Raw genomic sequence first — 22,548 nt, 5'->3', positions numbered from 1 at the left:
ACCGCCGGAAAAGAATTACTTTCTTTGAGCGGCAATTCTTCGGTGGCAGCCGATCTCAAAGGAAGCCTGAGCACACAGATCGGCGTTCAGACAGAGCAAGGGGGCGGTCCATTGCATTTTGCAATGGACCGCCCCCTATGAGCTATCCCTGGCGACTAGTTGCCAAAGTGGCTGTCACCCGCCACTGTCAGGTAGTCCGAGGTGACGAAGTCGCGGTATGCAGACAACGAGCTGCCCTTTGAATCAACTCGTGTCAGTCCCACAGGCAGCTTCTCGCCGCTCGGAGTCACTCCAGTCGAATCCCAGTAAACCAAGGCCTTGAGCTTCGGCAGGTCCTTAAGTTGTGCTTCCGCAGTCTTCCAGAAGTCAGCCTTGTAGGTCGGGTAGGCCGGATCCTCATCCACGCCCCACTCGCCCAGCATCTGCGGCTTGGTCGGGTGCTCGGCAGCAGCCCAATTATAGAAGCCCGGCCACGACTTTGGATTGTTGGTGCGGTTGACCATACCTTCCATATCGGTCAGCCATACCGGAGGCTTGCCGAATGCGTATGGATCCTGTGCGATCCAATCAACAACGCCATCACCTGGGTACAAGTCGTCGAACCAGGGCATCTCGCCCCACTTCTGGATGCCGGTGTAGTTCATGACGGTCACCATGTTGTCTGCGCCATTAGCACGTAACACCTTGACCGTGTGGCTGAAGAAGTCCGCGAAGTCCTTGGCAGTCTGGCCGGAACCGGCAGTCGCGTTGACTTCGTCCTCCATCTCAGCATTGAGCGACAGGAAGAACTTCTCTGACGCATTCTGGTTCATGTGCTGAGCCAGCTTCTTGAGGTAGCCGTCAGCTGCACCGTCGGCAACCTGTCGCCAAGTCAAGCCACTCGGCTTCCAGTTGTAGAACAGGATGCGGTTGGAACCGGACTCATTTTGGCGCTTGAGCTCAACGGAATTTGGGAACATCGAGCTCTGGCCGCGCTTGTAGTAGTGCGCAATATCCATGTCTTCGGCAGAGGTCTTTTCGAAGTTCGCCAGCGCCTGGTCCCAGGACTCGCCGTTCAAGGGATTAGCGGAAGCGCCAAACCACACACCGCAGCTCGGGACCAAGATGGAGGACACGGTGCATTTCGATCCGCCCCCGGTCGACGAATCGCTGTTGCCACGATCGAATGAGGCGGATGGCGCCTTGGAGGTCTCCCGCGAGGAAATCCGGGTAATGCCACCATCAGTGCGCTCCAGAATCAGATTCAGGGAACCATTCTTGGAAACTGCACCGGTCAGGTCTGCGCTCAATGTCTGCTCGCTACCGCTGACCTTTAAGGTAGTCAGCAGCTTGCCGCTTTTAGGAGCATTGGACTGCGATAGGTTGCTTTCATTCCAACTGTCGTCACCCTGCAGTATGCGCAATTCGCCTGCAGTTCCACCAGTCACGTCTAGCGTCAAGGTGACGGTGTCCGAGGATTCGACTGCCTGGGTCGCATTCAGGCGCAGGTAGCCAACCCGGTTGGCCCCTGAATTATCCCCTACCGCAACCTTGGTGCTTGAGCCATTCGTGTGGTCCGCACGGGTCGATGTGGTGTAGGTGTCAGCAGTTGCTGCACCATCCGCGGTAGCGGCCTGGGCAACTGGTGCCGCAAAGGTCAGGCTTGCAGCAATGATGGTCCCAGCAAGAGTTGCAGTAAGTGCTTTGCGTCCAGCGGGAACGCGGGAGCACGACATTGGTGTGGCATTCGCCATATGTTTCTGTCTCCAGTGTTGTTTTCCTGCGGTAGCCGCCCCCAGCATGCAGACAAACCGTTTGGTCGACTATCGACCAATCGTTATCAAACTGTAATGCAAATTGACCACCTACCCAACTCATAGACGTCCCACAGAAGTCGATTCGCCGCACTAACCCCCTAACGTCGGATCTCCGGAGTACATCAACAAGGATCGCTTACGCCACAAAAATAGCAGGTAGAAGATACCAGTCAAGACCGAGAAGCCTACGGACACCCATGGTTGCCCTGGAAGGAGATAGGCAAGCGAGCCTGCAACCCCAAAAATTCCCACAAGTGAAAGCAACCACATTTTCAGCGCACCGATGGAAAGGCCCACCCCAAGGTGTCTGCGTACTTGCCAGACACACAAGACATTCTTCGCGATGATCGCGACCGCCCAAGCAATACCAGCTCCCATAATTCCGTACATAGGGATCAGGTACAGGCAAAGGAGCAGATCCAGGATCAGCGCTATCGTGACGTTCATGAGCGACAGGCTGCTACGTCCTGCCATCAGAAGCAAAACGTCCATCGGGCCGATGGCCGTGGCTAGCAACATCGCGAAGCACAAGACTCTAAGTACTGGTGCCCCCTGGCCGTACTCTGCGCCAAAAACCCACTCGAGGAAGGTTGCGGCATGCACCGCGAATAGCAGGTAGACCGGCCACACGAAGACAATAGACCACAGTGTCATTTGGCGAGTGACCACGACAACTGCCTTCATCCTTGAAGCGGACAGCAACTTGGCCAGTTGCGGCTCACTGACCTGTTGCAGTGCGCTGGTCGCGACCTGCCCTAGGACAAGGAAACGGGTGGCCGCGGTGTAGACAGCGGCGGGCGCAGGACCGAGCAACATAGTTACCACGATCACGTCCGAACGCTGAATCATTACTTGGGCCAGCCGGGCAAGACCACGCGGGGCAGTGAACTTCCAAAAATCTCGGACCACAGCGACGTGTTCCGTAGACGGCGACGACAAATGGTCAGGGTTTTCCTTGAGGACTTTGAGCAGTGCGGCTCCAGCCAAAATCAGGCACACTGCGTAGGGAATGGCCCAGGCCACGGCCAGCAACATGATTCCTCCACCGCTTATCCCTATGGCCAGTATCAAGAGGACCTGCAGAATGGGTCGCAGTGCCCGTTCCACTACAATCGTAGGGCGCATGACAGCGAATCCACGGCACACGGCAAGAAACTGTTCGTATAGCACCGCCACAGGAAGAAAAGCCACTAAAACCCATACAAGGGCCTGGCCGTCCGTGACATCGTCAGCTCCAAGCATCGAAGACAGTGGGCTTCCGAAGACCAGGCAAATGACCATGACGAAAATGGCCATTGCCAAAGCTGGCAGCATACCAACCTTGATGATCAGCCGGCTGCCGCCGCTGCCGCTGTGCGCCGAGTTCCAAGCAATAAAGCGCACCATTCCTTGGTCAGAGCCTAAGTGCGCCAGCGCCAGCACGATATTGAAGAAGGATGTTGCGGCGAAGAGCACGCCCGCATCACTTGTTGACCAGAATCTGGTCACTAGAACTATCAGTAGGAAGTTTGCGACCGAGCCCAAAAGCGCAGCTCCGGTGTTGGCGGCACCGGAGCTAGCTAGGCGTTTAAGTACTGGTTCTTCTTGCTCTCTACCAGGTGATGACTGCCTGTTATCAGCTGGCATTGGATGACCGTTCGTGCAGCCTGAAGCGAGCGTGCGACTCGAATCCCTCCACGAGTTCCTTTTCGCTGGCCAAGACCCACGGTGCTGAATACATCAAGCAACCCGCGATCTGCGCGCCACGCTGGGACAGATAATCGGTAGCCAAGCTGAGTTCCGGCGCGCGCGTCTTGTCTGTGGGAATAACCATGAGCGTCTGATCCGAGCACGAAGCCACGGTCGAGGCCAGCACGGTATCAGTTTCGCAAGCTACATAGAGGACCAGATCAAAATCCCCTTGCAGCTCCTGAGTCAACTCGTTCAAGACTGTCGGCTGGACCAGCACGGATAGCGACTCTTCTTGAGTTCCGACTGGAAGTAACGCGACACTGCCGAGCCTATAGTCAGTGACTTGCAAGCTGTCGGTTAGTGATATCTCCCGTGCAAGCACATCACTTAGTCCCGGACGCGCTGCGTAGTTCCGCGACAAAGTTGACGTACTGACCAAACACACCCGCTTGCCACGAAGCGCGAAAGCGATCGAGACTCCAACGGCGATGGCATGGACTTCCTCACTATTTTGTCGTCCAACCAATGCAATACTGCCGGGCATCTGCATGAGCCTGCTTAGGACCGGTACCAGAGCCAGGTACTGTTCCAGCGCGGCTTCTTTCAACTGCCCCTGGGTCATGGGGCCAGCCAGCACCCCCAACGCGCGCGGCAAACCGTGGCGCTGCAAATCTTGCGTATCTCTAATCCTGCTGTCTGCATGCTCGGCGACGAGCGCACAGAGCAGGCCCGCGCCTGCACCCAAGACCAACAGCATAAAAGCGATCAGTAGAGCGTTGATGCCGTCAGGCGATGCAGGCTCATTGGCAGGTCCGATAATACTGCCCGGGTCAAGAGATGAGTTCGCATTCGTGGTCCGCTCAACCTTAACTGAAGCCAGTTCCTGAGCATAGAGACGAACTTGCTGGTCAAGATCAATCAACGAAGCCTGCGCAGCATTTGCATTTTTGGCAACGTCATAAGCCTTGTTAGCCGTATCCAACAATGCGCTGACGGCTTGCTCACGGCTTGCCAACAACGTTTCCTGAGAATCCACGACCTGCTGCGCACGGTTGGTCCGGAAGGTCAGGAATGATTCGGTCAGCGCCTGAGCACCTTGTCGAGCTTCGGTTGGCGACGAAGAGCTGAACGAAATGTCCATCACTTGCGAGTTCGATGGAACAGTCGCTTTTGTGGCAGACCTTAACATTTGCGGAGTGTAATTAGACAGCTCAGAAGACGCGATAGCACCCTGAATGACTTCATCCGTAAGTACGACGCCTGACTCGGTGGTCAAGGCCGCCAACTGCTCCGTCCGAGACGTTGGCGTGGTCGGCGAGAACGGATTTCCAACCAACTGATTCAGAAAAACCGTTGCGGTCGAAGTATACGTTCTTGGCGTGAGAAAAAAACTCGTTGTTCCCAAGGCTAGCCCCAAAACAGTCAGCCAAACAACGAGATGCCACTTCCGCGACAGCGCCCGCCTAAGAAAAATATTCCCCTGCACATTGTCAATAGACATAAAAACCCCCAGTTTCCGGGGCCCCAAATAGAAACTTCCCCGTTCTAGTCATTGTGACATATGCAACCTGTAGTCGGAACGGATTCGTTCAATTAGCTTTCGAATTCTCGTTGCGTGTCCTAAGATTTCCTTGGACCAAGGAACCATCAGACGCCTTCATCGGTCGAGACTACGAGCCGGTTTTCGATTGTTCAAGGACTTGATTGCAACGAGAGACATGTTGGCCACGTCGGTTCGTGAAACCTCAACTTGCAACAATGTCCATCAGCCGTACGCGGACAACGCCCACGATGAGTTGCAACCTAAACTGAATCAATGCAATCTGAGACCGGAATAACCATGGACCTGCCGATCACGATGCCTAGAACAAGGAGATGGAAAATGCCAACTCCCCATCCACGCGAGTCAACGCGTTTAGATCGGCCGGGAACGCAGCGGTGAAACTTGCCCCATGCCCAACTGGACGTGCCGCTCTACTGAGCGAATGCTGGCCCCGAATAAACCTGATGGAATCCACCTACCAGCCAGGATCCGGACTCAGGTAGCTAAGACTCTCCGCCCATGATTCTGATTTGGGCCACCAAATCTTCCGACTCCTGCACGCATCGGCGCCAAGCTCGCGTCGACGACGAGGGAAAAATAAATAACGGATTCCGAATGAAACCCAGCAAATTAGCAAGTTGCCTCCATGGGCTCCCTCCGCGACCTACAGACCGGCTTGCTGGGTGACTCAGTAAACGTCGAAAGAACCAGGCAACAATGGAAATTCCGCGCCATGATTTAGTGTAAATACTTTTCGGTTGACGAGCCCACTCTTGCGATCCTATTATCATATCTCGCAAAGCATTTCTCGCACATCATGTGATACAGAGCCTGGTCCGAACGACCGGGAACTTCAACACTGCTAGCAAAAGATTTCTCTAGCTTTTCACACGAAACACTAGCCGTCAACATCTAGCAAATTATATGGAATTACGGAGTTCAAAGCCACGTTAGTTCAAAAGGATGCAGAGGATCAACTCTAATTTTCACACGTTCTACCCCTATGAAGAGCGGCATTCGATGCACTGGACCATAAATTCAATATTGGATCAGGCATACTTACTTAGCGGTCAGCTAAGTTCCATGGCGATTCGCAGGTCGAATTAAAGTTTTCCGCTCAATGGATAAGCTGATAGTGCTTCGTCACAAGGAAATCCAACTTGGCCTCGGCTTGGGCTGCCCCGCAATGGACAATCACGAGGGCCCGCGACCACAAGAACTCGTCAGGTCATTCAATATTCCAGCGTTTGACGCTTTTACATGCTAGCTTTGGATACCTTGATTGAATAAGAATTTTGACGATGTTTCACCAATTAGTCCCCAAACGCACCAGTTTATGATAGGCATTTACTCAATATCCAGGACCCCAAGTCCTAAGCCTATAGAAAGTTAGTCGGGGACGAAAACGCAGGGACCTTAAATTCGCCTACAGGTGTTCACTCAATGATCTTATCAACGAAAAAATTGGACCAATCCCGAATTGGCAAAGCACCGTCACAGGACGACTTCCAAAAACCCTACCCATCACGGTCAATGGGTGGGAAACTTATTAGAAGTGTTCGTGAAATCTTTGGAACACGTCACATACGGAAATAAATCTTGGAGGAATCGTGGAATTGCTGGGGAAATTCGATGATCGGCACTCGGTGACAGTCGCCGGCCAAACACACGAAACCAAGCAACCGGTCTCACGGCCTAAAGTTCTCATGCTAGGTGGATTCGGGCGTAGTGGCTCAACGCTACTGGAGCGCTGCCTGGCTCAATGTGAAGGATTCAGCGGACTCGGCGAAGTAATCCATCTCTGGGAACGCGGACTGCATGACAATGAACTATGCGGTTGCTCGTCCAAATTCGCCGACTGCCCAATGTGGACTGCGATTGGGGCGGAAGCATATGGCGGATGGGACAAAGTGGATACGAAAGTTGCGATCTCGGACCGACTCGGTGTCGTGCGCAACCGCTTCATCCCAGAACTGACTGGTCAATTTGCCTTAGCTCCACGTCGTGATGCTAGAGAACGGCTCATTGAACGACTGGACCGGCTCTACTCCGCGGCAAAACAAGTAACCGGAGCCGATATACTCGTTGATTCCAGTAAGCACCCTGCCTATGCTTATTTCTTGCGTTCGCTCAACATCGATTTGCGTTGCGTCCTCGTCGTCCGTGACCCGCGCGGCGTAGCCTACTCATGGTCAAAGGTGGTCAAGCGACCAGAAACCGGTGACCGCATGCAGGACATGCCCCGGTACTCGGTGTTGGAATCCATGGTCAACTGGACCAGCTACTCGTTGCTGTTTCACGCTCTGGCCCTATTCAAGGTTCCTGTGATGACGGTGCACTACGAGGACTTCATGCGCGCACCACATACAACATTAGAAAAAATCGCCCGGTTCGCCGGTGCCAAATCCAGCGAACTGTTACCTGAACTGGCCGACGGTCAAATTGACCTGCAAGTGCACCACACTGTGGCAGGTAACCCCATGCGCTTCAAGGTCGGCGAAGTTAAGTTGAAACTAGACGAAACATGGAAATCAAAAATGCCACGAACAGATCGGGCCATCGCATCCGTACTCAGCTTCCCGATGCGAGTGGCTTACAAGGCCGCTAGAATCGTTGGCCGTTAAGCCTTATCCGAAAGTCAAAAACGGGGGACCGACGACGGCTGGGGGGTGAATTCCTTGCGGAACTCCTACGTCGCCGGTCCCGTCCGTTGAGGCGGGATTCGCAGTGTCTGGGTACACCGCTCGGAACTTCGACTACCCATGCTTCGAGTCCCGATCTACCACCTATTTACATACAATATTCACAATCTTTGACCGATACACGCGTAGTTCCTACTTAACCATAGAGTCAAATACAGGTGTTTAAGCGTGGCTGAAATCACAAGTAGCGACTTCCGCTACGACTTATAGCCAATGGAACTGACCAATTAGTCATGCCGCCGTTTACCGGTGCCACCGCTTGCCCACCACGTGACGTTTCAATCTCGGATTTTCAACGACGCGTTTCCACGTCCAAGCCGACGGTGCGTTCGCCGGCTTCAGGTCCGAGCCATTTCAGGTCGAAGAAGTCACGCCCTGGACCCATTCCTCACGATCGCTTCGGATGTAGATGGTTGAGCAAGTGCTGGCGTTGATTTTCTCGAAAGAGGCACCGAGTAGGAGAAACCCGATGAGCCGGGCGAAGAAACCACTGTCAATGATTCGCGGGCGATGACATCCCGAGAATGTATTGCGTTAAGGTGCGATGGCAGAGCGTCGAATCATTGCCGGCGGTGGGGTTCAGCGATGACAAATGCGCGGAATAGCACGTAGCCTCCCTTGCCATTCAGAGTCATATATGTGAAAGCCAATTTGTGCGGCTGACAAATAAAGCATCCTTTAAAGGCTTCATAATACTTAAGTCAAGTACCGACCAACTCGCCCCGGGTACGTCAGCGCCAGCTGCTGCAGTACCTGCTTCCAGCCCTCGCGCTTCGCCTCGCCTTCTGCGCGCGCCCTTGAACCGCTCTCGAGCTCGATGTCCTCGACAGTGCAGGTGGCCAGCCAGAGCCTCTTCCCCGCCGCCGTCCGATAGTTCCGCCATCCTTCGGACGCTTCGAAATCATCCAGTGCCTTGCCCGCTGATTCAATGCTCGGTCCCGTGTAAAAGCTCTTCAACTGCGAGCCGACCGCCCGGCAGTCGCCGTATGAGACGAACCGGTTCGCCGCTCGAATCAAATGCACCACGCTGGTCTACACGATCGCTTTCGCCCAGGTTGCTTCGATCGCCTCCGGGGAAACCGGTCAACCCGTCGCAGCAGGCGATCAGCACGTCTTTGACCACGCGGTTGGCTAGTTGGGCGCAGACACAGCGCCTGCGAACTTCGCCCCCTCGTTCTCCGTGACCCACAGGCCCAGCACGTGCTTGATACCTTCCACAGTCACGCCGATAGCCATATGGGCTGCCTTGTTCCGCACCTGGTGCCCATCGCGGACCTTGACCACCAGCGCATCCAGGTAGAGGATCGGGCAGAACTCCTCCAGAGGCCGTTCCTGCCAGGCGGCGACTTCGTCGAGCACTTCGTCGGTAATCTTTTCAGATGGTGTCGTGGGAGAGCTGGGTGCCGACCGTGGTTTCCAGGTGGTAGGCGATATCCAGCACGCTCATGCCGCCGGCGTAGTAGGGAGATGATCATTTCGTCCAGGCTGCCGGTATACGGCGTGAGCCCTTGGGCACCAGCGTCGGGGCGAAGGTTCCGGCCCGGTCCCTGGGGATCTGCAGTGTCGATATCCCCTTCCGATCGTGGACACGGTCTTCGGGTAGGAGTCGTTGCGGGAGTTCGGGAGGAACCGGCCGTGGGCTTCGCTTTGCTCGTAGCCCAGGTGGCTGCTCAGCTCGGATTTCAGGCCGCGTTCCAGGCCGGCACGGACGAACTGCTGCGATATTGCCCGTCTTTGCCGTCGAGCTGGATCTCGCCGCGGTCGATGAATCCCATGAGCTCGTCGAAGGCCCCGGATTCCTTGACGGCGTCCATGGAGCAAAGGGCTGCGATCTTCTCGGCGATGTCTGAGGCGTTTTCCATGCTCTGTTCGGCCTGGTCTTACTGGATGGTCATAGCGTGTTTTCATAGTCTATTTCAATCAATTGACTAGGGGTCTTACACAATCTGACAGGCAACTTTCAACATCACCATGTCGAACCACGTCTTCGGCGCCACGACCGAACTTTCAGCAGGCTCAGTCAAAAGACGGGCGGACGACTCAAACTGCGCCATCCACCCGCCCATATCGGAGTGTCGATTTCCAAAGTTCCACCTGAAGCTAGTATGCACCCTCAGGCTTCAGCATCACTTTGAAAGTACGCCACATGATCATCAGATCTCCGGTAACTGACCAGTTTTCCACGTAGTAAAGATCCAGACGCACGCTTTCTTCCCAGTCCAGATCAGAACGCCCATTGATCTGCCAGAGTCCGGTCAAGCCCGGTTTGATGAAAAGCCGGCGCCCGGTGTGCCCACGATATTCTTCTACTTCGCTGGGTAGTGGTGGGCGGGGCCCAACCAAAGACATGTCTCCCCGCAACACGTTGTAGATCTGAGGCAGCTCGTCAAGCGAATACTTGCGTAGCCACGTGCCCACACGGGTAACCCGCGGATCTTCACGCATCTTGAACAAGACTCCGTTGCCCTCGTTGAGCGCCTTGAGCCGTTCGAGCTCGGCTTCTGCGTTAACTACCATGGACCGGAACTTGTACATGCGGAAGGTCTTCCCGTGCTGCCCAACACGTACCTGGCTGAAGAACACAGGGCCGGAGCTGTCTCGTCTGACCAGCAATGCGAGGACAACAATTACTGGTGCCAAGCAAACCAGAGCAATGGACGACAATATGATGTCCATTGCCCGCTTCACTACGTGATGGCCACCAACGAAGCTAGGCATTTCGACGTGCATCAGCGGCAATCCTTCGACCGGGCGCGTACTGATCCGTGGACCGGCCACGTTGGTTAGAGATGACACCACCACCACGTTCGTGCGGGTGCGCTCAAGCCTCCAGCTCAGATCCTTAAGTGCCGTATTCCCGCCTTCCAGCGGGCCAGCCACAATCACCGAATCTGCTCCGGTATCCTCCACGGCGCGTTCAAGGGAGTCAAGCCCCTGATGCACCGGCACCCCGATGCTCACAAGCTTCTCGTTGCACTCTTGGTCTGCGAGCAGCCCAACCACTTTGTAAGCTGCTTCGGCATTCTTGCGCAATTGGCGGACCACGTATGCGATGTCTTCAGTGCCACCTACGACTAGCACTTGTGACAACGCATATCCCTGCGCCGCTTTGGCAAGCAACCACCTTCGCCAAAGCCAGCGACTCGCCAGCAAGACCACAAGCGCCGTTGGATAGAAGATCAGCAATTCCTGCCGGGAGTCGTAGACTTCGAAAATCATGATGGCCACCGCTACCAGTCCGGCAGACAGTGCGGCTGCGTCCACGACCCTCTTGTACTCCCTGACACCAATGCCGATGACTTCTGTGGTACGGGTTCGCATCAGTGTCAGCGCGAGTAAGAGTACCACCATGCTGGCAATATTCACGGCTAGATCAACTGGCGCAGGTACTGGCAAAGCGAACCATAGAATGGTAGTGATAACGACCAACAGAACTGTGTCTGATATCGCGAGCCGCCTTGTAAAACGCTTTCGCCAAGTAGCAGATGTGATTCGCGCGTCCGTCGGCCAAGCAAGGGAAGTTCCCGAACTTCTAGCCCTTCCATGCACTTGCCCGGCCAGCCCCGGCTTCCCCCAAACTCCGTACGTGTTAGACACGCCACACTCCTTGCCGGCGGCACCGACATCATGACACCGAATGGAACCTTAGCTTCTCGTGATCCCCCGGTGTACGAGTCTGATAGTCCCCCATTGCCTTAGAATTCCCCAATTTCCGTATTTGCCATGAGAGTGACAACTCCATGTACAAAGTGGGTCCAGTTTATGAATTTGGGGGTGAATACCTCACGAGTAGGCTGGTACCTTATTATTCCGATGGAGGGGCAGAGCTAGGCGTTCTCATACTTGTTCCATCAGAAAAGCCTAGGTATTTAATACGCGGATCAATAGCAGAGTTGAAGCTCATTGCGGTTAGTGACACCTAATTTGGCAAAAATTCTATAAACGTGCCCCTCGACCGTACGCTGAGACACGGTCAACTGCCGCGCAATTTCGCGGTTGCTCAAACCCTGCCGGATGTAAGTTGCGATTTCTTCTTCACGAGACGTTAGCCCCGACTTCTCGAGTACGTACCTGATCTGCCCTGATGGCTTCTCCCCGAGGCTGTGCAACCATCCGTGTACACGACGGATAGCACTGCCGCGCCGACGTACACCGGAAGATTCAGCAAGAGCCAAAATCACTTTCGCCATCAAATCGATTGCGAGCATTACGTGACCGTCTTCGAACAGTCGTTGCGCGAGCAGTTCTTGCTCTTCCACGTCACCAGGTATCACCGTTTGCAACAGCAACTTTTCCACCACGGTCAACGCACATTCCTGAGGGACCGGAAATTGGGATTCCGCAAATCCATCACGGTGCACGTTCTGCCCTATGCCAGTGCTACGCCAGGCAAGGTAGGACGCTGATACTGCGAAAATCCCAGCATCTGTCGTCGGTGAAAAGTGCGGACAATTTAATTCGTGATTCTGACCATTTAGCGCCCTAAGCTGAAAAATGTCCACACTGAAAAACAGTTTGCGCTCCCGGGCTGCATTAGCTCGGCGGAGTAAGGCCCAGGCTTCACGGGCTTCGGCGTGCAATTCGTCCCCCGCCGTCACATGCACGGTAGCAGAATCTTGTTCGGTCCCCCGTAGAATTCCGCGGACAATCAAGGCTAAAGGCAACACACCCGCAGGATCGTAGTTCAACAGTTCAGGTAGCGCATCTTGTAACAGATCGCGGGCGGTGCTAACCTTTCCGAGCTGGCACTGAGCAAAGGCGGTCAGCACTGAGAGCGTTCCGTGCGAAAGATACCGCCCGTTCACACCCCCGGAGTCAAATCTCGTTAGAAGTCGGATCATCTCGCTGGATCGGCCTGCCACGATTAAGGCTCGTGCCTTCACCGCCACGGCAAGCAGCCGATATTGGCTGGCTGGGAGCACACTGTTGAGATCATTATCCAAGATATGATCTGCCTGCGCGCACGCACCAGCGACATCACCGGCCATCAAAAGGGACAGTGCATGCTTGAGGCCACGGTGCAGCTGTTCGTCGACCGGGTTGGCCCCGATATTGGCTCTGTCCTGATTCGATGTCGCCGGCGAAGCCCGATAAATCTCCATCTCAAAGAGATCCCCACGCAGTCCAGGAGCGGCGCGGTCCATGATCAGCTCGCAAACATGCGCAAGTTCGGCGATAGCTTGCTGCTTTTGAACATCCAGCAAGGTATAGGCATCAGTGACGGCTTCGTAGTCTTCAGCTGCCATTGCATGTCGTGCCAAATTTAAGATGTCGACATGTTCCGGGTCCCAGCCACAGCTCAGCGCAGCACAAAGCATCCTCATACTGTTAATATCTCCCGGGCTCACTGCCAGGACCTCCTGAACAAGTTCGCTTTGCTCGTTGAGGTCTATCGCCGCACGCAGGGACCTAGCGAAGAACTCGGAAGTGGTCGCGACATATAGCTCTTGCAATTCAGCCAATTCCGAGTTGCCGAGGCTAGCCAAAGCTCCGGGGCACAGCCGGTCCACTTGGGTACGGGTCAGCGGGCCGCACAGCGACAGGAAAAATAACAGTCTGTTGGTAGGCGATGCATGGCGCCGGGCCATACTGAGCATTGCCTGCTCGGACTGAGGGTCCGTGTCATACGAGATGCCACGAGTAGTCCAGTACGACCCGGTGTTGATCAGCACACCCTGACGCACCAACAACGACGTGAACTCTCGCAGTAAATCCGGCAGCCCTGCGCACTGGAAATGCATCCATTCCACAGTCCCGCCGGTGACAGGCCCACCAAGCTCCTGCCCTATGAGACGGGCGGCGCCCTGCGAGTCCAACGGCTCCAAGGATAACTGTTCCAGTCGGGCTACCGTCGACAATCCATCCAGAATCACGTTATCCGTGTTCTGGGCGAAACCTTGTACCAGGAGGACCAATAGCCCCGAGCACACTAGCTGGCCAAGAATATAGGCGCTGGCAGCATCCAGGTAGTCCGCGTCCTCAACTACCACAAGTAATCTCGTAGCCCCGTCTCGTTGACTCAAGCGCGCGCGTGCCTCGATTATTGCTTCACGTAACAACCCCGCCGTACTCAAGGAATGGACCCCGTCATCCAATGAAAGCAGCGGAGCCAACGCGGCATAGTCCAGACTGGCCAAGCTTGGGCTGCACATCACGCGCAGTATAGGAAAATCCGCCTCCAGCTCACCAATGGCTTGGCGAACCATGTGAGATGTGCCGCCACCAATCGGCCCACGCAGCAAGACTCCCCCTGAATTCGGAGATCTGAGACTGTCGAGCAGTAGCGCATATTCTTCTTGTGCCCAGTTCGTCACGCTTGTCCGCACTCCTTGGAAAGTTCATTCCGCTGAGCGGCCACCAGATCCGCCAACTGGGTTCGCTTGTTGATGCCTAATTTTGAATACACCTGGTAGAGGTGCCCTTCCACGGTGCGCACAGACACACTTGCCTTGCGCGCAATCTGCTGATTAGTCAATCCGCTGGCGGCCGCCATGGCGACGAAGCGCTCACGCCGAGTCAGCTCTGGGACATAGGACGGAATTACATTGTCGAGCACTCCGACTAGATCCTTGGCAGCGAGATTATCTGCCGCTGAGGCCTTATTGCTCCGCGAGATCTGCCGTTTCTGTGCCGGAGAGAGCTGCCTGAACAGCGGGCTGTCATCATCGGTGATATGCCACACGTACCCAAGAACTGCCAGTTTGTCCATGCCCTGGGCCACCAATACGAGATCGTTAGTTAGCACCGCAGAGGCCAATATGCGAAAGGCGCTCGACAGATCATTACACTGCCCCACTTGTAAGTCCTCTAGTCGTTGGGCAGCCTGTCGGCCATCGGCAGATCGCAACGCCCAAGCATACAGGTGAGAGGCTAAAAGCCGATCTCCGCGTTCCTCCATGTCACCAGCTATCTGCTCCAACATAGAGAATTCGGCCTGGCTAAAAGCCCTCACCGATCGAGCGATCAGACCTAGCAAGGACGAAGACTCGGCTTTCATCTCTGCCAGCGGCTCTTCATAAAAGTTCGTCTGTTCAGGGATAAACCTGGTCACTTCACTCAGGAGTCCGGCTGTCTCCTGATCCAGGGAGTCGCCTGAATTCATCATTTGAGCGAATAAAGGTCGCATTTGTCCCAAGGCAAAATTTCTGTTACCGGTTAGCGCCTCCAGCAGAACCTGCGCAGCCTCCGCGTGACGGACGAGTTCAGCATCTTCCCCAGCACCGCCCTCTAAGATGCAGGCGATCAAATGCCGGCAATCGCTCCAACGCCCAACCTGCAGCAATGTATCAAGCAGTGACCTCCCCGTCGCCGCCATGCAGCAGCCCAGTTCATGTCGAGGGCCAGAACAGAAAGAAGCTTTGCATACCAATTCATCAAGCACTGCATGGGCAAAGTCGAGGTCGTTCCGGCGCGCAGCCAGTTCGGCAGCCAGTGCAAGCGATAGGTGCCGCTGGCAGTTGTCCAGACCATCCCATCGTTCTGAGCTACCCAGGGGCGACAACCCATTGAGCACCTTACCCGCGTCTTCCAGGCGTCCAGCACCCAGCAAAAGCTCCGCCATGAGTAAGGTCGAGCGTACGTCATCTTTCTGATCAATACGGCAACTTCGTTCGGCGTCCAGCCGGTATCGGCCAAGCTCTATAATCGCTTGCTCAGTCTGCTGCCCAGCCTGCAACTTGGCAAGACGCTCCTTCAACGCACCCCACGCACTCTGGTCGGCTCGTGGCCTGGATCCAGTTAATTCGTCGCTTAGGACAGCCTGCAGCGATGGAATTGCCACCTTCCACATTCCAGCTCCCGCCTCACGCACCAAAGCGTGGCGCTGAAGTTCGCTCAGCGCCGGCAGTTCTCCGTCAAGCAGACGGCTACGTACATTTGCAAGGTCACCAAGCAGTCGTGCTGCGCCGGGACTCAGATTTTTCATCCGTGCCGAAGCCAACTGGCGTAACCGGCTGCCAACCGGAGGAGGTCCAGGAGCAAAGACCGCAGTTTCATCAATATACGAAATATAACCGGAAGTTTGAGCGTCATGCACAGCCGCCTGTAGAGACTGGATGTTGCCGCCGGTGAACTGCCACAGACTGATAGCTGCATGGGCGGAAATCTGTTTTCCTAGCAGCTCTTCCATCTTTTCCCGCGCCTCAGAAAGAGATAGAAGGTCCAGCGGCACAAGAGTCATGACTTGGCTGGAAATCATAACCTCAATATCGTGTGGCAAAGGATCCACTTGATCATCAATCACGATTAGATGAATCAGGCCATTGCCTTGTAGCTGTGCCAAGACGGCAACGGTCAGCGGGTCGATTAGCCCGCAATGCTCAAGCACCACGATGCTGGGCTTACCAGCACTCAGCTTGTTGCGTAGTGCAGAGAACACGTGTAAGGGGCTTTCAATGTCAGACGCGCTTACTTCAGTTAGCAAGAACTGAATTGCTCCGTACTCAATGGTCTGCGCGAAACGACTTCCACTGATCCAGACATGTTCGGCTTCGAAATTAGTCTCGGCCAAATAGCCCTCGATCAAATCCCGCTTTCCACTACCAAAAAACCCGCGGAACACCAAACCGGACGGAGTTGACTGGTCTGCCAGTCTCGCCAGTTCGCGGCCAGCAAGTTCACGATTCGCACTGATCGATCTGTCGGCGTGCAGACAGGTCCAGGGCATCCCAGACCAACCGGCAAGCCATATAGATGCGTCCCCAAATTCCACCATTTACCCCAGTCCCCCAAGATTCGGATAATTCTGGGCAGCTTCCCCTGCCACCCATTTGGTTGTTAAGGAGTAATTCTACTCACAGTTCATGCGGGAAGCAGTATAATGGTCCAAAGTAATCCGGCGTAAGTCGCGAAAATAGCAGTATCTTCAATCCTTCGAATACTTGAATCACAATGCAACAGTGACATTCTGAGTATTGGTTCTTCGATGATAAGCGGTTTAACTTCCTTTGAAGTTCAGCCCAATCTCCACCATTTCGCATGGGCTTCGGACAGTTGTCCGGCATTAGCCTGCCCGCGATCCAGGATGCTGGTTGCCAGCAGGGGTTCGCTGGTCTGATGCCTGATAGCGACACGGTAGTCATTGTCCTTCACTTCCTGCTTCCCTCAAACACAGCCGATAGATATATGTCGTTTTCAAAATCCCAATGCACAAGCGTCACCAGGCGTCCATGCAACAGCCAGAGCATACGCGCAGCCTATAGAGCGACTGGCCTTGAACGTCTGATAGCTGAAGACACCGAGGTCCGTCATGAGGATCATTGCGGCACCAAGCTTGTTATTCAAGCTGGAATAGATGGTGTTTCTCGGCCACAAGTACGATCTGTGAACTGCCCCAACGTTGGCATGAATATCGCATTCCACGGATCCAAAGATCCTTCTCTGAGGCAATACAATTTTGTACCCGGAGTAGCTTCCTGGACCTCCGTCAGGACTGTTCAGTGGAGGGCGTGTCAGCAACCTCTGTGGTGGTCCCGTCAATGCTGAGCAAACGCAGCTCGACCAGGAACCCTCGGTGTTATGGTACTCAAGGAGATTGGATGCTTGGGCAAACAGCTCGATCGTCACCTCGGCTCCCGATCGGGTGCAGGCATTCAAGACCGCAGTTTTCATCGGCATCGATCAGTGGCCGGACCGGTGCGAACTCCATTGAATGCCTCCCGAGAAAGCTGCGAGTGGCTGTTTCGTAGCAGGCAGCCGGATAAAATATCTACGACATCACGTCGCAGACCATCGTTCAAGACGGGAGCAGGCGCGAGCGTTGCTCGTCGGCACCAACTTTGCTCAAAAGTCGATGAACGAATTGTGGCAGGAAAATTACCGCAAGGACGCAGAGATGCACATGGCTTAATAGTCGTGATGGACCTGCGGGTTTCACCTATCTACGCGCGATGCGTGAAGAATAGCAATTTCAATCACTTTGTAAACGGGAATGGAAGAATGCCTTAAACCGGTTCTACGGTTTTTTAGGGTGGTGACCTCAAGATATGTATGAGTTCACGCCAATAGAGAAAAACTGACGCTAAAGCTTTCGAATAAGCCACAATTCCCACCGATATGCCACCCACGCTGCCCCGATCAGCCTGCGGATCAAGATCACACTGTTCGCGAGGCTGATCATGGCATCAACGACATGGACTTTGTGCTCGCTGCAGATCGCCCATTTCTCGAACCAGCCGTATGCCACACATTGGTTCGCTCCACCACCTCGCGGGCCCGGTTTGAAGGGGCTCGCCCTTGATGCTGATCTCCTAATCGCAACCCAGCTCGGTGAGCAGGACTCTGGTCTTGGCACTGTCGATTGCTTCACACGACTACCCCGTTGTTCGCCTTCGAAGCGAAACGAAGTCAAAGCTCAAGAACGCGTCGAGTTCGCGTTGGTTCTCGGGCAGGATCTCTTCCGGAGCTTACTTGGAAAACGGCGGTCCCGAGATTCACTCGATGTGGAACCCAGCCTTCAGGAACGCATCTGCCATGACCTGCCAGGGGTGGTGCCAGAAGGTTAGCTCGGCACGCCGCCCCTTGAAGGTGAACTCGTCAGTGTATTGGGTCGGCTTGAAGTAGTCCTTGCCCGCATGGTTCCGGGGATAGAGGAGTGGATGATTCACCGAGAGCATCAAACGGCCGCCCGGTTAGAGAACCCGGTGCACTTCCATCAAGGCCGCATTCCACGTCGGCAAGTAGTGGAAGACCAGCGAAGTCACCACATCATCAAATGTGTTCGCAGCGTAGGGAAGATATTCCGCAAACCACGTGACGCGCAGCCGAACCCGCTCTCTCCCAATCTGCGCTGTGCCAGATTGATCATCGCAACACTCGAATCGAATCCCTCGACACGAGCCCCGCGTTCCACGAGCGCCGCCGCCAGCGGTCCCGACCCGCAGCCGATGTCCAGGATTCTGCGCCCGGCAACGTCTCTGTCAAGCTCCAGCATCGCGGGTCGCTCATAGTAGGCGTTCAGCAGGCTGGATTCGTTCTCATCCGAATAGTCCTGCGCGAAATCGTCGTAGTTGGTCTCCGTCGCCACCGGTCATCTCCTCGGGTTTTCACCGAGCCTAGTGACCAGACCTGAAATTTCCCGGAGAATGACAAGGCGCCTGTTGCCGGCATTAATCATGCCGGCAACAGGCGCCTTGGTCGTGAAGACTACCCGGTCAGGTTCCGCTTAGCGGGCTACCGAGCCGTCAACGTAGTCATCGCTCGAAGCGTCCGAGATCCAGGAGAACAGCGAGCGCAGCTCGCGGCCGGTGGTCTCGATCGGGTGGGCTTCGCCCTTGGCGCGCAGTTCCAGGAACTCCTTGGCGCCGTTGGCCTGGTCATCCATGAAGCGCTTGGCGAAGGCGCCGGACTGGATGTCGGCCAGGACGGCCTTCATGTTCTCCTTCACCTCCGGCGTGATGACGCGCGGGCCGGAGACGTAGTCGCCGTACTCCGCGGTGTCGGAGATCGACCAGCGCTGCTTGGCGATGCCGCCTTCCCACATCAGGTCGACGATCAACTTCAGCTCGTGGAGCACCTCGAAGTAGGCGATCTCCGGCTTGTAGCCGGCCTCGGTCAGCACCTCGAAGCCGTACTGCACCAGCTGCGAGGTACCGCCGCAGAGCACAGCCTGCTCGCCGAACAGGTCGGTCTCGGTCTCTTCGGTGAAGGTGGTCTCGATGACGCCGGCGCGGGTGCCGCCGATGCCAGCTGCGTAGGACAGTGCCAGGTCCTTTGCACCGCCCGTGTAGTTCTGCTCCACAGCGATCAGGTCAGGGATGCCGCGGCCTGCCTCGAACTCGCGGCGCACGGTGTGGCCCGGAGCCTTCGGGGCAACCAGTGCCACGTCGACGTTTGCCGGCGGCTGGATGAAGCCGAAGCGGATGTTGAAGCCGTGGCCGAAGAACAGGGCGTTGCCCTCTTCCAGGTTCTCGGCGATCGAGTCGGCGTAGACCTTGGCCTGGACCTGATCCGGGGTCAGGATCATGATGACGTCGGCCCACTTGGCGGCCTCGGCAACGGTGGCGACCTTCAGGCCTTCGGCCTCGGCCTTGGCGCGGGACTTGGAGCCCTCGGCCAGGCCGACGGTGACGTCCACACCCGAGTCGCGCAGGCTCAGTGCGTGCGCGTGGCCCTGGGAGCCGTAGCCGATGATGGCTACCTTCTTGCCCTGGATGATCGAAAGGTCTGCGTCGTCGTCGTAATACAAATCAGCCATGTGAATTGCTCCTTGGTTGTTTCGGAACGGAAGTTTCTGTTGCTGGCACCAGCATCTATGTTCAAGTCTGGTGCCTTGGATTGTGAAATTTGGTGTTCGTGTCCGAAGAAGTCATATTCGCCTTCTTCGGACACGCTCCGGCGCTAGGCCGAAAGGCTCTTCAGGGCCCTGTCGCTCATCGACTTGGAACCGCGGCCCACGGCCAGGGTTCCTGCCTGGACGATCTCGCGGATGCCGAAGGGCTCCAGCACCGAAAGCAGCGCCTCGATCTTGGCCGCGTTGCCGGTGGCCTCGATGACCAGCGAGTCGGTGGCCACATCGATCACCGACGCGCGGAACAGCTCAGCGGCCTGGGTGACCTGCAGCCGGGTGGAGGCGTCGGCGCGGACCTTGACCATGATGTGGTCGCGCTGCACGGAGGATTCCGGCAGCAACTCCACGATCTTGATGACGTTGATCAGCTTGTTCAGCTGCTTGGTAACCTGCTCCAGGGAGTCCCCCTCGGCGTCGACCACCACGGTCATGCGGCTGATGCCCTCGATTTCCGTGGGTCCCACGGCCAGCGAGTGGATGTTGAACGCACGTCGGGCGAAGAGGCTGGCAACTCGGGTGAGTACGCCGGGAACGTCTTCGACCAGCACGGACAGCGTGTGCTTTGCCATTCTCTAGTCTTCCTCTTCCCATTCTGGGGTCATGCCCTTGGCGATCTGGATCTGGTCGTTGCTCACTCCGGCGGGGACCATCGGCCACACCATGGAGTCCGCGGAGACCACGAAGTCGATGACCACCGGGCGGTCGTTGATCTCCAGCGCCTTCTGGATGGTGGCGTCGATGTCCTCGTCGCGTTCGCAGCGCAGACCCACGCAGCCGTAGGCGTCGGCCAGCTTCACGAAGTCCGGAACGCGCGCGGTGCCGTGGCCCGTGTTCAGATCCGTATTCGAGTAGCGTGCGTCGTAGAACAGGGTCTGCCACTGGCGGACCATGCCCAGCGAGGAGTTGTTGATCACCGCGACCTTGATCGGGATGTTATTGATGACGCAGGTGGCAAGCTCCTGGTTGGTCATCTGGAAGCAGCCGTCGCCGTCGATCGCCCAGACCACGCGGTCCGGCTGGGCCACCTTGGCACCCATGGCCGCTGGCACCGAGTAACCCATGGTGCCCAGGCCCGCGGAGTTCAGCCACGAGCGCGGACGCTCGTACTTCACGAACTGCGCGGCCCACATCTGGTGCTGGCCCACGCCGGCGACGTAGACGCCCTCCGGGCCGGTCAGCTCGCCGATGCGCCCGATGACGTTCTGCGGGGCAGACAGGCCGTCGTGGGTCTCGGTGTAGCCGATCGGGTAGGTTTCGCGCAGGCGGTCAAGCAGCGACCACCAGTTGGACAGGTCCTGCTGCGGCTCGGTCTCGAACCGGGTTTGGCAGGCCTCGATAAGCTGCGGGATGATCTCGTCCAGCGAACCCACGATCGGCACGTCGGCCACGCGGTTCTTGGAGATCTCCGCCGGATCGATGTCCGCGTGGATCACTTTGGCGTTCGGCGCGAACGAGGACAGCACGCCGGTGACGCGGTCGTCGAAGCGGGCGCCGAGGGTGATCAGCAGGTCGGACTGCTGCAGGGCGGTCACCGCGGAAACGGCGCCGTGCATGCCCGGCATGCCCACGTGCTGCGGGTGCGAATCCGGGAACGCGCCGCGGGCGGTCAGGGTGGTGACCACCGGGGCGTTGATGAACTCGGCGAAGGCCTTGAGTTCCTCGTGCGCGTTGGCCTTGATGACGCCGCCGCCCACGTAGAGCACCGGGCGGGTGGCGCCGGCGATCAGCTTGGCGGCTTCGCGCAGTTGCTTGTTGTGGCCGCGGGTGACCACGCGGTAGCCGGGCAGCTCGACCTTCGGTGGCCACGAGAAGGTCATCTGCGAGGTCTGGGCATCCTTGGTGATGTCCACCAGCACCGGGCCGGGACGGCCGGTCTGCGCCAGGTAGAACGCGCTGGCCATGACCCGCGGGATGTCCTCCGGGTCGGTCACCAGGAACGCGTGCTTGGTGATCGGCATGGTGATGCCGACGATATCGGCTTCCTGGAACGCGTCGGAGCCGATGAAGGCGCTGTTGACCTGGCCGGTGATCGCCACCATGGGCACGGAGTCCATGTTGGCGTCCGCCAGTGCGGTCACCAGGTTGGTTGCGCCGGGTCCGGAGGTGGCGATGCAGACGCCGACTTCCCCGCTAACCATGGCGTAACCCTGTGCGGCATGGCCGGCACCCTGTTCATGGCGGACCAGGATGTGATTGACCTTGGTCGAGTCCATGAGCGGGTCATAGGTGGGAAGGATGGCCCCGCCTGGTAACCCGAAGACGTCCTTGACGCCCAATTCTTCCAGCGAGCGGACGATGGCTTGTGAGCCCGTCATCTGCGTGGGAGCAACGATGTTATTCGGACCCTGGACCGGGTTCGAAGCTTCCACGACGGAAGAGACAGCGGCGGCGGCATCCTTGGGTCGACTAATTGACTTCGCAACCGACGCCGGATTGGCGGGTGTGGAGTTGCTCATCTGGATCCTTTCCATTTCTATCTCTTCATCTGCGCATAAAAAACGCCCCACGGCCGTCACTGCTGACGAAAGGGGGCTGCGCGTCACCGACGTC

The 22,548-nt window shown here is 56.6% G+C and carries 12 protein-coding genes and 3 pseudogenes; 1 reads left to right on the top strand and 14 read right to left on the bottom strand.

Features of this window, described 5'->3' with window-relative positions; all coding sequences use genetic code 11:
* Nucleotides 1–155: 155 nt before the first annotated feature.
* The 3 genes from ACTX90_RS07390 to ACTX90_RS07380 form a co-directional block, all read right to left on the bottom strand.
* Nucleotides 156–1,733, bottom strand: coding sequence for a glycoside hydrolase family 26 protein (locus ACTX90_RS07390; protein ID WP_161449422.1), 1,578 nt, complete (start codon nt 1,731–1,733; stop codon nt 156–158).
* Between the two features lie 153 nt (nt 1,734–1,886).
* Nucleotides 1,887–3,284, bottom strand: coding sequence for a lipopolysaccharide biosynthesis protein (locus ACTX90_RS07385; protein ID WP_443443671.1), 1,398 nt, complete (start codon nt 3,282–3,284; stop codon nt 1,887–1,889).
* Nucleotides 3,285–3,411: 127 nt separating this feature from the next.
* Nucleotides 3,412–4,968 carry a hypothetical protein gene (locus ACTX90_RS07380; RefSeq protein ID WP_443443669.1) on the bottom strand — a complete coding sequence of 519 codons (1,557 nt, stop codon included), beginning with the start codon at nt 4,966–4,968 and terminating at the stop codon, nt 3,412–3,414.
* A gap of 1,652 nt (nt 4,969–6,620) precedes the next feature.
* Here ACTX90_RS07380 and ACTX90_RS07375 point away from each other — a divergent pair.
* Complete coding sequence (locus ACTX90_RS07375; protein WP_443443667.1) at nt 6,621–7,634, top strand: sulfotransferase; 1,014 nt, start codon at nt 6,621–6,623, stop codon at nt 7,632–7,634.
* 774 nt (nt 7,635–8,408) lie between these two features.
* Here ACTX90_RS07375 and ACTX90_RS07370 read toward each other — a convergent pair.
* The 11 genes and pseudogenes from ACTX90_RS07370 to ACTX90_RS07320 form a co-directional block, all read right to left on the bottom strand.
* Nucleotides 8,409–9,574 (bottom strand): annotated as a pseudogene (locus tag ACTX90_RS07370) (IS256 family transposase).
* A gap of 238 nt (nt 9,575–9,812) precedes the next feature.
* A complete protein-coding gene (locus ACTX90_RS07365; RefSeq protein WP_443443999.1) occupies nt 9,813–11,261 on the bottom strand; it encodes a sugar transferase in 1,449 nt (482 codons plus the stop codon).
* A gap of 332 nt (nt 11,262–11,593) precedes the next feature.
* Nucleotides 11,594–11,902: a response regulator transcription factor gene (locus tag ACTX90_RS07360; protein ID WP_237562368.1), complete on the bottom strand. Its 309-nt coding sequence runs from the start codon at nt 11,900–11,902 to the stop codon at nt 11,594–11,596.
* Between the two features lie 2,120 nt (nt 11,903–14,022).
* The gene (locus ACTX90_RS07355) at nt 14,023–16,425 is read right to left on the bottom strand and encodes a helix-turn-helix transcriptional regulator (protein ID WP_443443665.1); all 2,403 of its coding nucleotides are present in this window, start codon (nt 16,423–16,425) and stop codon (nt 14,023–14,025) included.
* 1,305 nt (nt 16,426–17,730) lie between these two features.
* Nucleotides 17,731–18,007, bottom strand: a pseudogene (locus ACTX90_RS07350) (IS5/IS1182 family transposase); the annotation flags it as partial.
* Nucleotides 18,008–18,142: 135 nt separating this feature from the next.
* Nucleotides 18,143–18,316 carry a hypothetical protein gene (locus ACTX90_RS07345; RefSeq protein WP_237562356.1) on the bottom strand — a complete coding sequence of 58 codons (174 nt, stop codon included), beginning with the start codon at nt 18,314–18,316 and terminating at the stop codon, nt 18,143–18,145.
* A 24-nt stretch (nt 18,317–18,340) separates the two neighbouring features.
* Nucleotides 18,341–18,472, bottom strand: a complete 132-nt coding sequence (locus ACTX90_RS07340; RefSeq protein ID WP_368733727.1) for a class I SAM-dependent methyltransferase — start codon at nt 18,470–18,472, stop codon at nt 18,341–18,343.
* A gap of 59 nt (nt 18,473–18,531) precedes the next feature.
* A pseudogene (locus ACTX90_RS07335) lies at nt 18,532–18,642 on the bottom strand (SAM-dependent methyltransferase); the annotation flags it as partial.
* 231 nt (nt 18,643–18,873) lie between these two features.
* Nucleotides 18,874–19,905 carry a ketol-acid reductoisomerase gene (ilvC, locus tag ACTX90_RS07330; protein WP_047118871.1) on the bottom strand — a complete coding sequence of 344 codons (1,032 nt, stop codon included), beginning with the start codon at nt 19,903–19,905 and terminating at the stop codon, nt 18,874–18,876.
* A gap of 143 nt (nt 19,906–20,048) precedes the next feature.
* Nucleotides 20,049–20,567, bottom strand: coding sequence for an acetolactate synthase small subunit (gene ilvN, locus ACTX90_RS07325; protein ID WP_443443663.1), 519 nt, complete (start codon nt 20,565–20,567; stop codon nt 20,049–20,051).
* 3 nt (nt 20,568–20,570) lie between these two features.
* Nucleotides 20,571–22,454, bottom strand: coding sequence for an acetolactate synthase large subunit (locus ACTX90_RS07320; RefSeq protein ID WP_047118869.1), 1,884 nt, complete (start codon nt 22,452–22,454; stop codon nt 20,571–20,573).
* Between the last annotated feature and the right edge of the window lie 94 nt (nt 22,455–22,548).

It is taken from the genome of Glutamicibacter soli, from assembly GCF_052322135.1.
In the GTDB taxonomy this organism is placed as follows: domain Bacteria; phylum Actinomycetota; class Actinomycetes; order Actinomycetales; family Micrococcaceae; genus Glutamicibacter; species Glutamicibacter soli.
The sequence above is the reverse complement of the archived record's forward strand: the minus strand, read 5'-3'. Positions and strand labels throughout refer to the sequence as shown.

What these genes read in the sequence shown, in the direction of transcription:
- ACTX90_RS07390 (WP_161449422.1), bottom strand. Translation starts at nt 1,733, where the DNA reads ATGGCGAATGCCACACCAATGTCGTGCTCCCGCGTTCCCGCTGGACGC.
- ACTX90_RS07380 (WP_443443669.1), bottom strand. Translation starts at nt 4,968, where the DNA reads ATGTCTATTGACAATGTGCAGGGGAATATTTTTCTTAGGCGGGCGCTG.
- ACTX90_RS07360 (WP_237562368.1), bottom strand. Translation starts at nt 11,902, where the DNA reads ATGGCGAAAGTGATTTTGGCTCTTGCTGAATCTTCCGGTGTACGTCGG.
- ACTX90_RS07355 (WP_443443665.1), bottom strand. Translation starts at nt 16,425, where the DNA reads ATGGTGGAATTTGGGGACGCATCTATATGGCTTGCCGGTTGGTCTGGG.
- ilvC (WP_047118871.1), bottom strand. Translation starts at nt 19,905, where the DNA reads ATGGCTGATTTGTATTACGACGACGACGCAGACCTTTCGATCATCCAG.
- ilvN (WP_443443663.1), bottom strand. Translation starts at nt 20,567, where the DNA reads ATGGCAAAGCACACGCTGTCCGTGCTGGTCGAAGACGTTCCCGGCGTA.
- ACTX90_RS07320 (WP_047118869.1), bottom strand. Translation starts at nt 22,454, where the DNA reads ATGAGCAACTCCACACCCGCCAATCCGGCGTCGGTTGCGAAGTCAATT.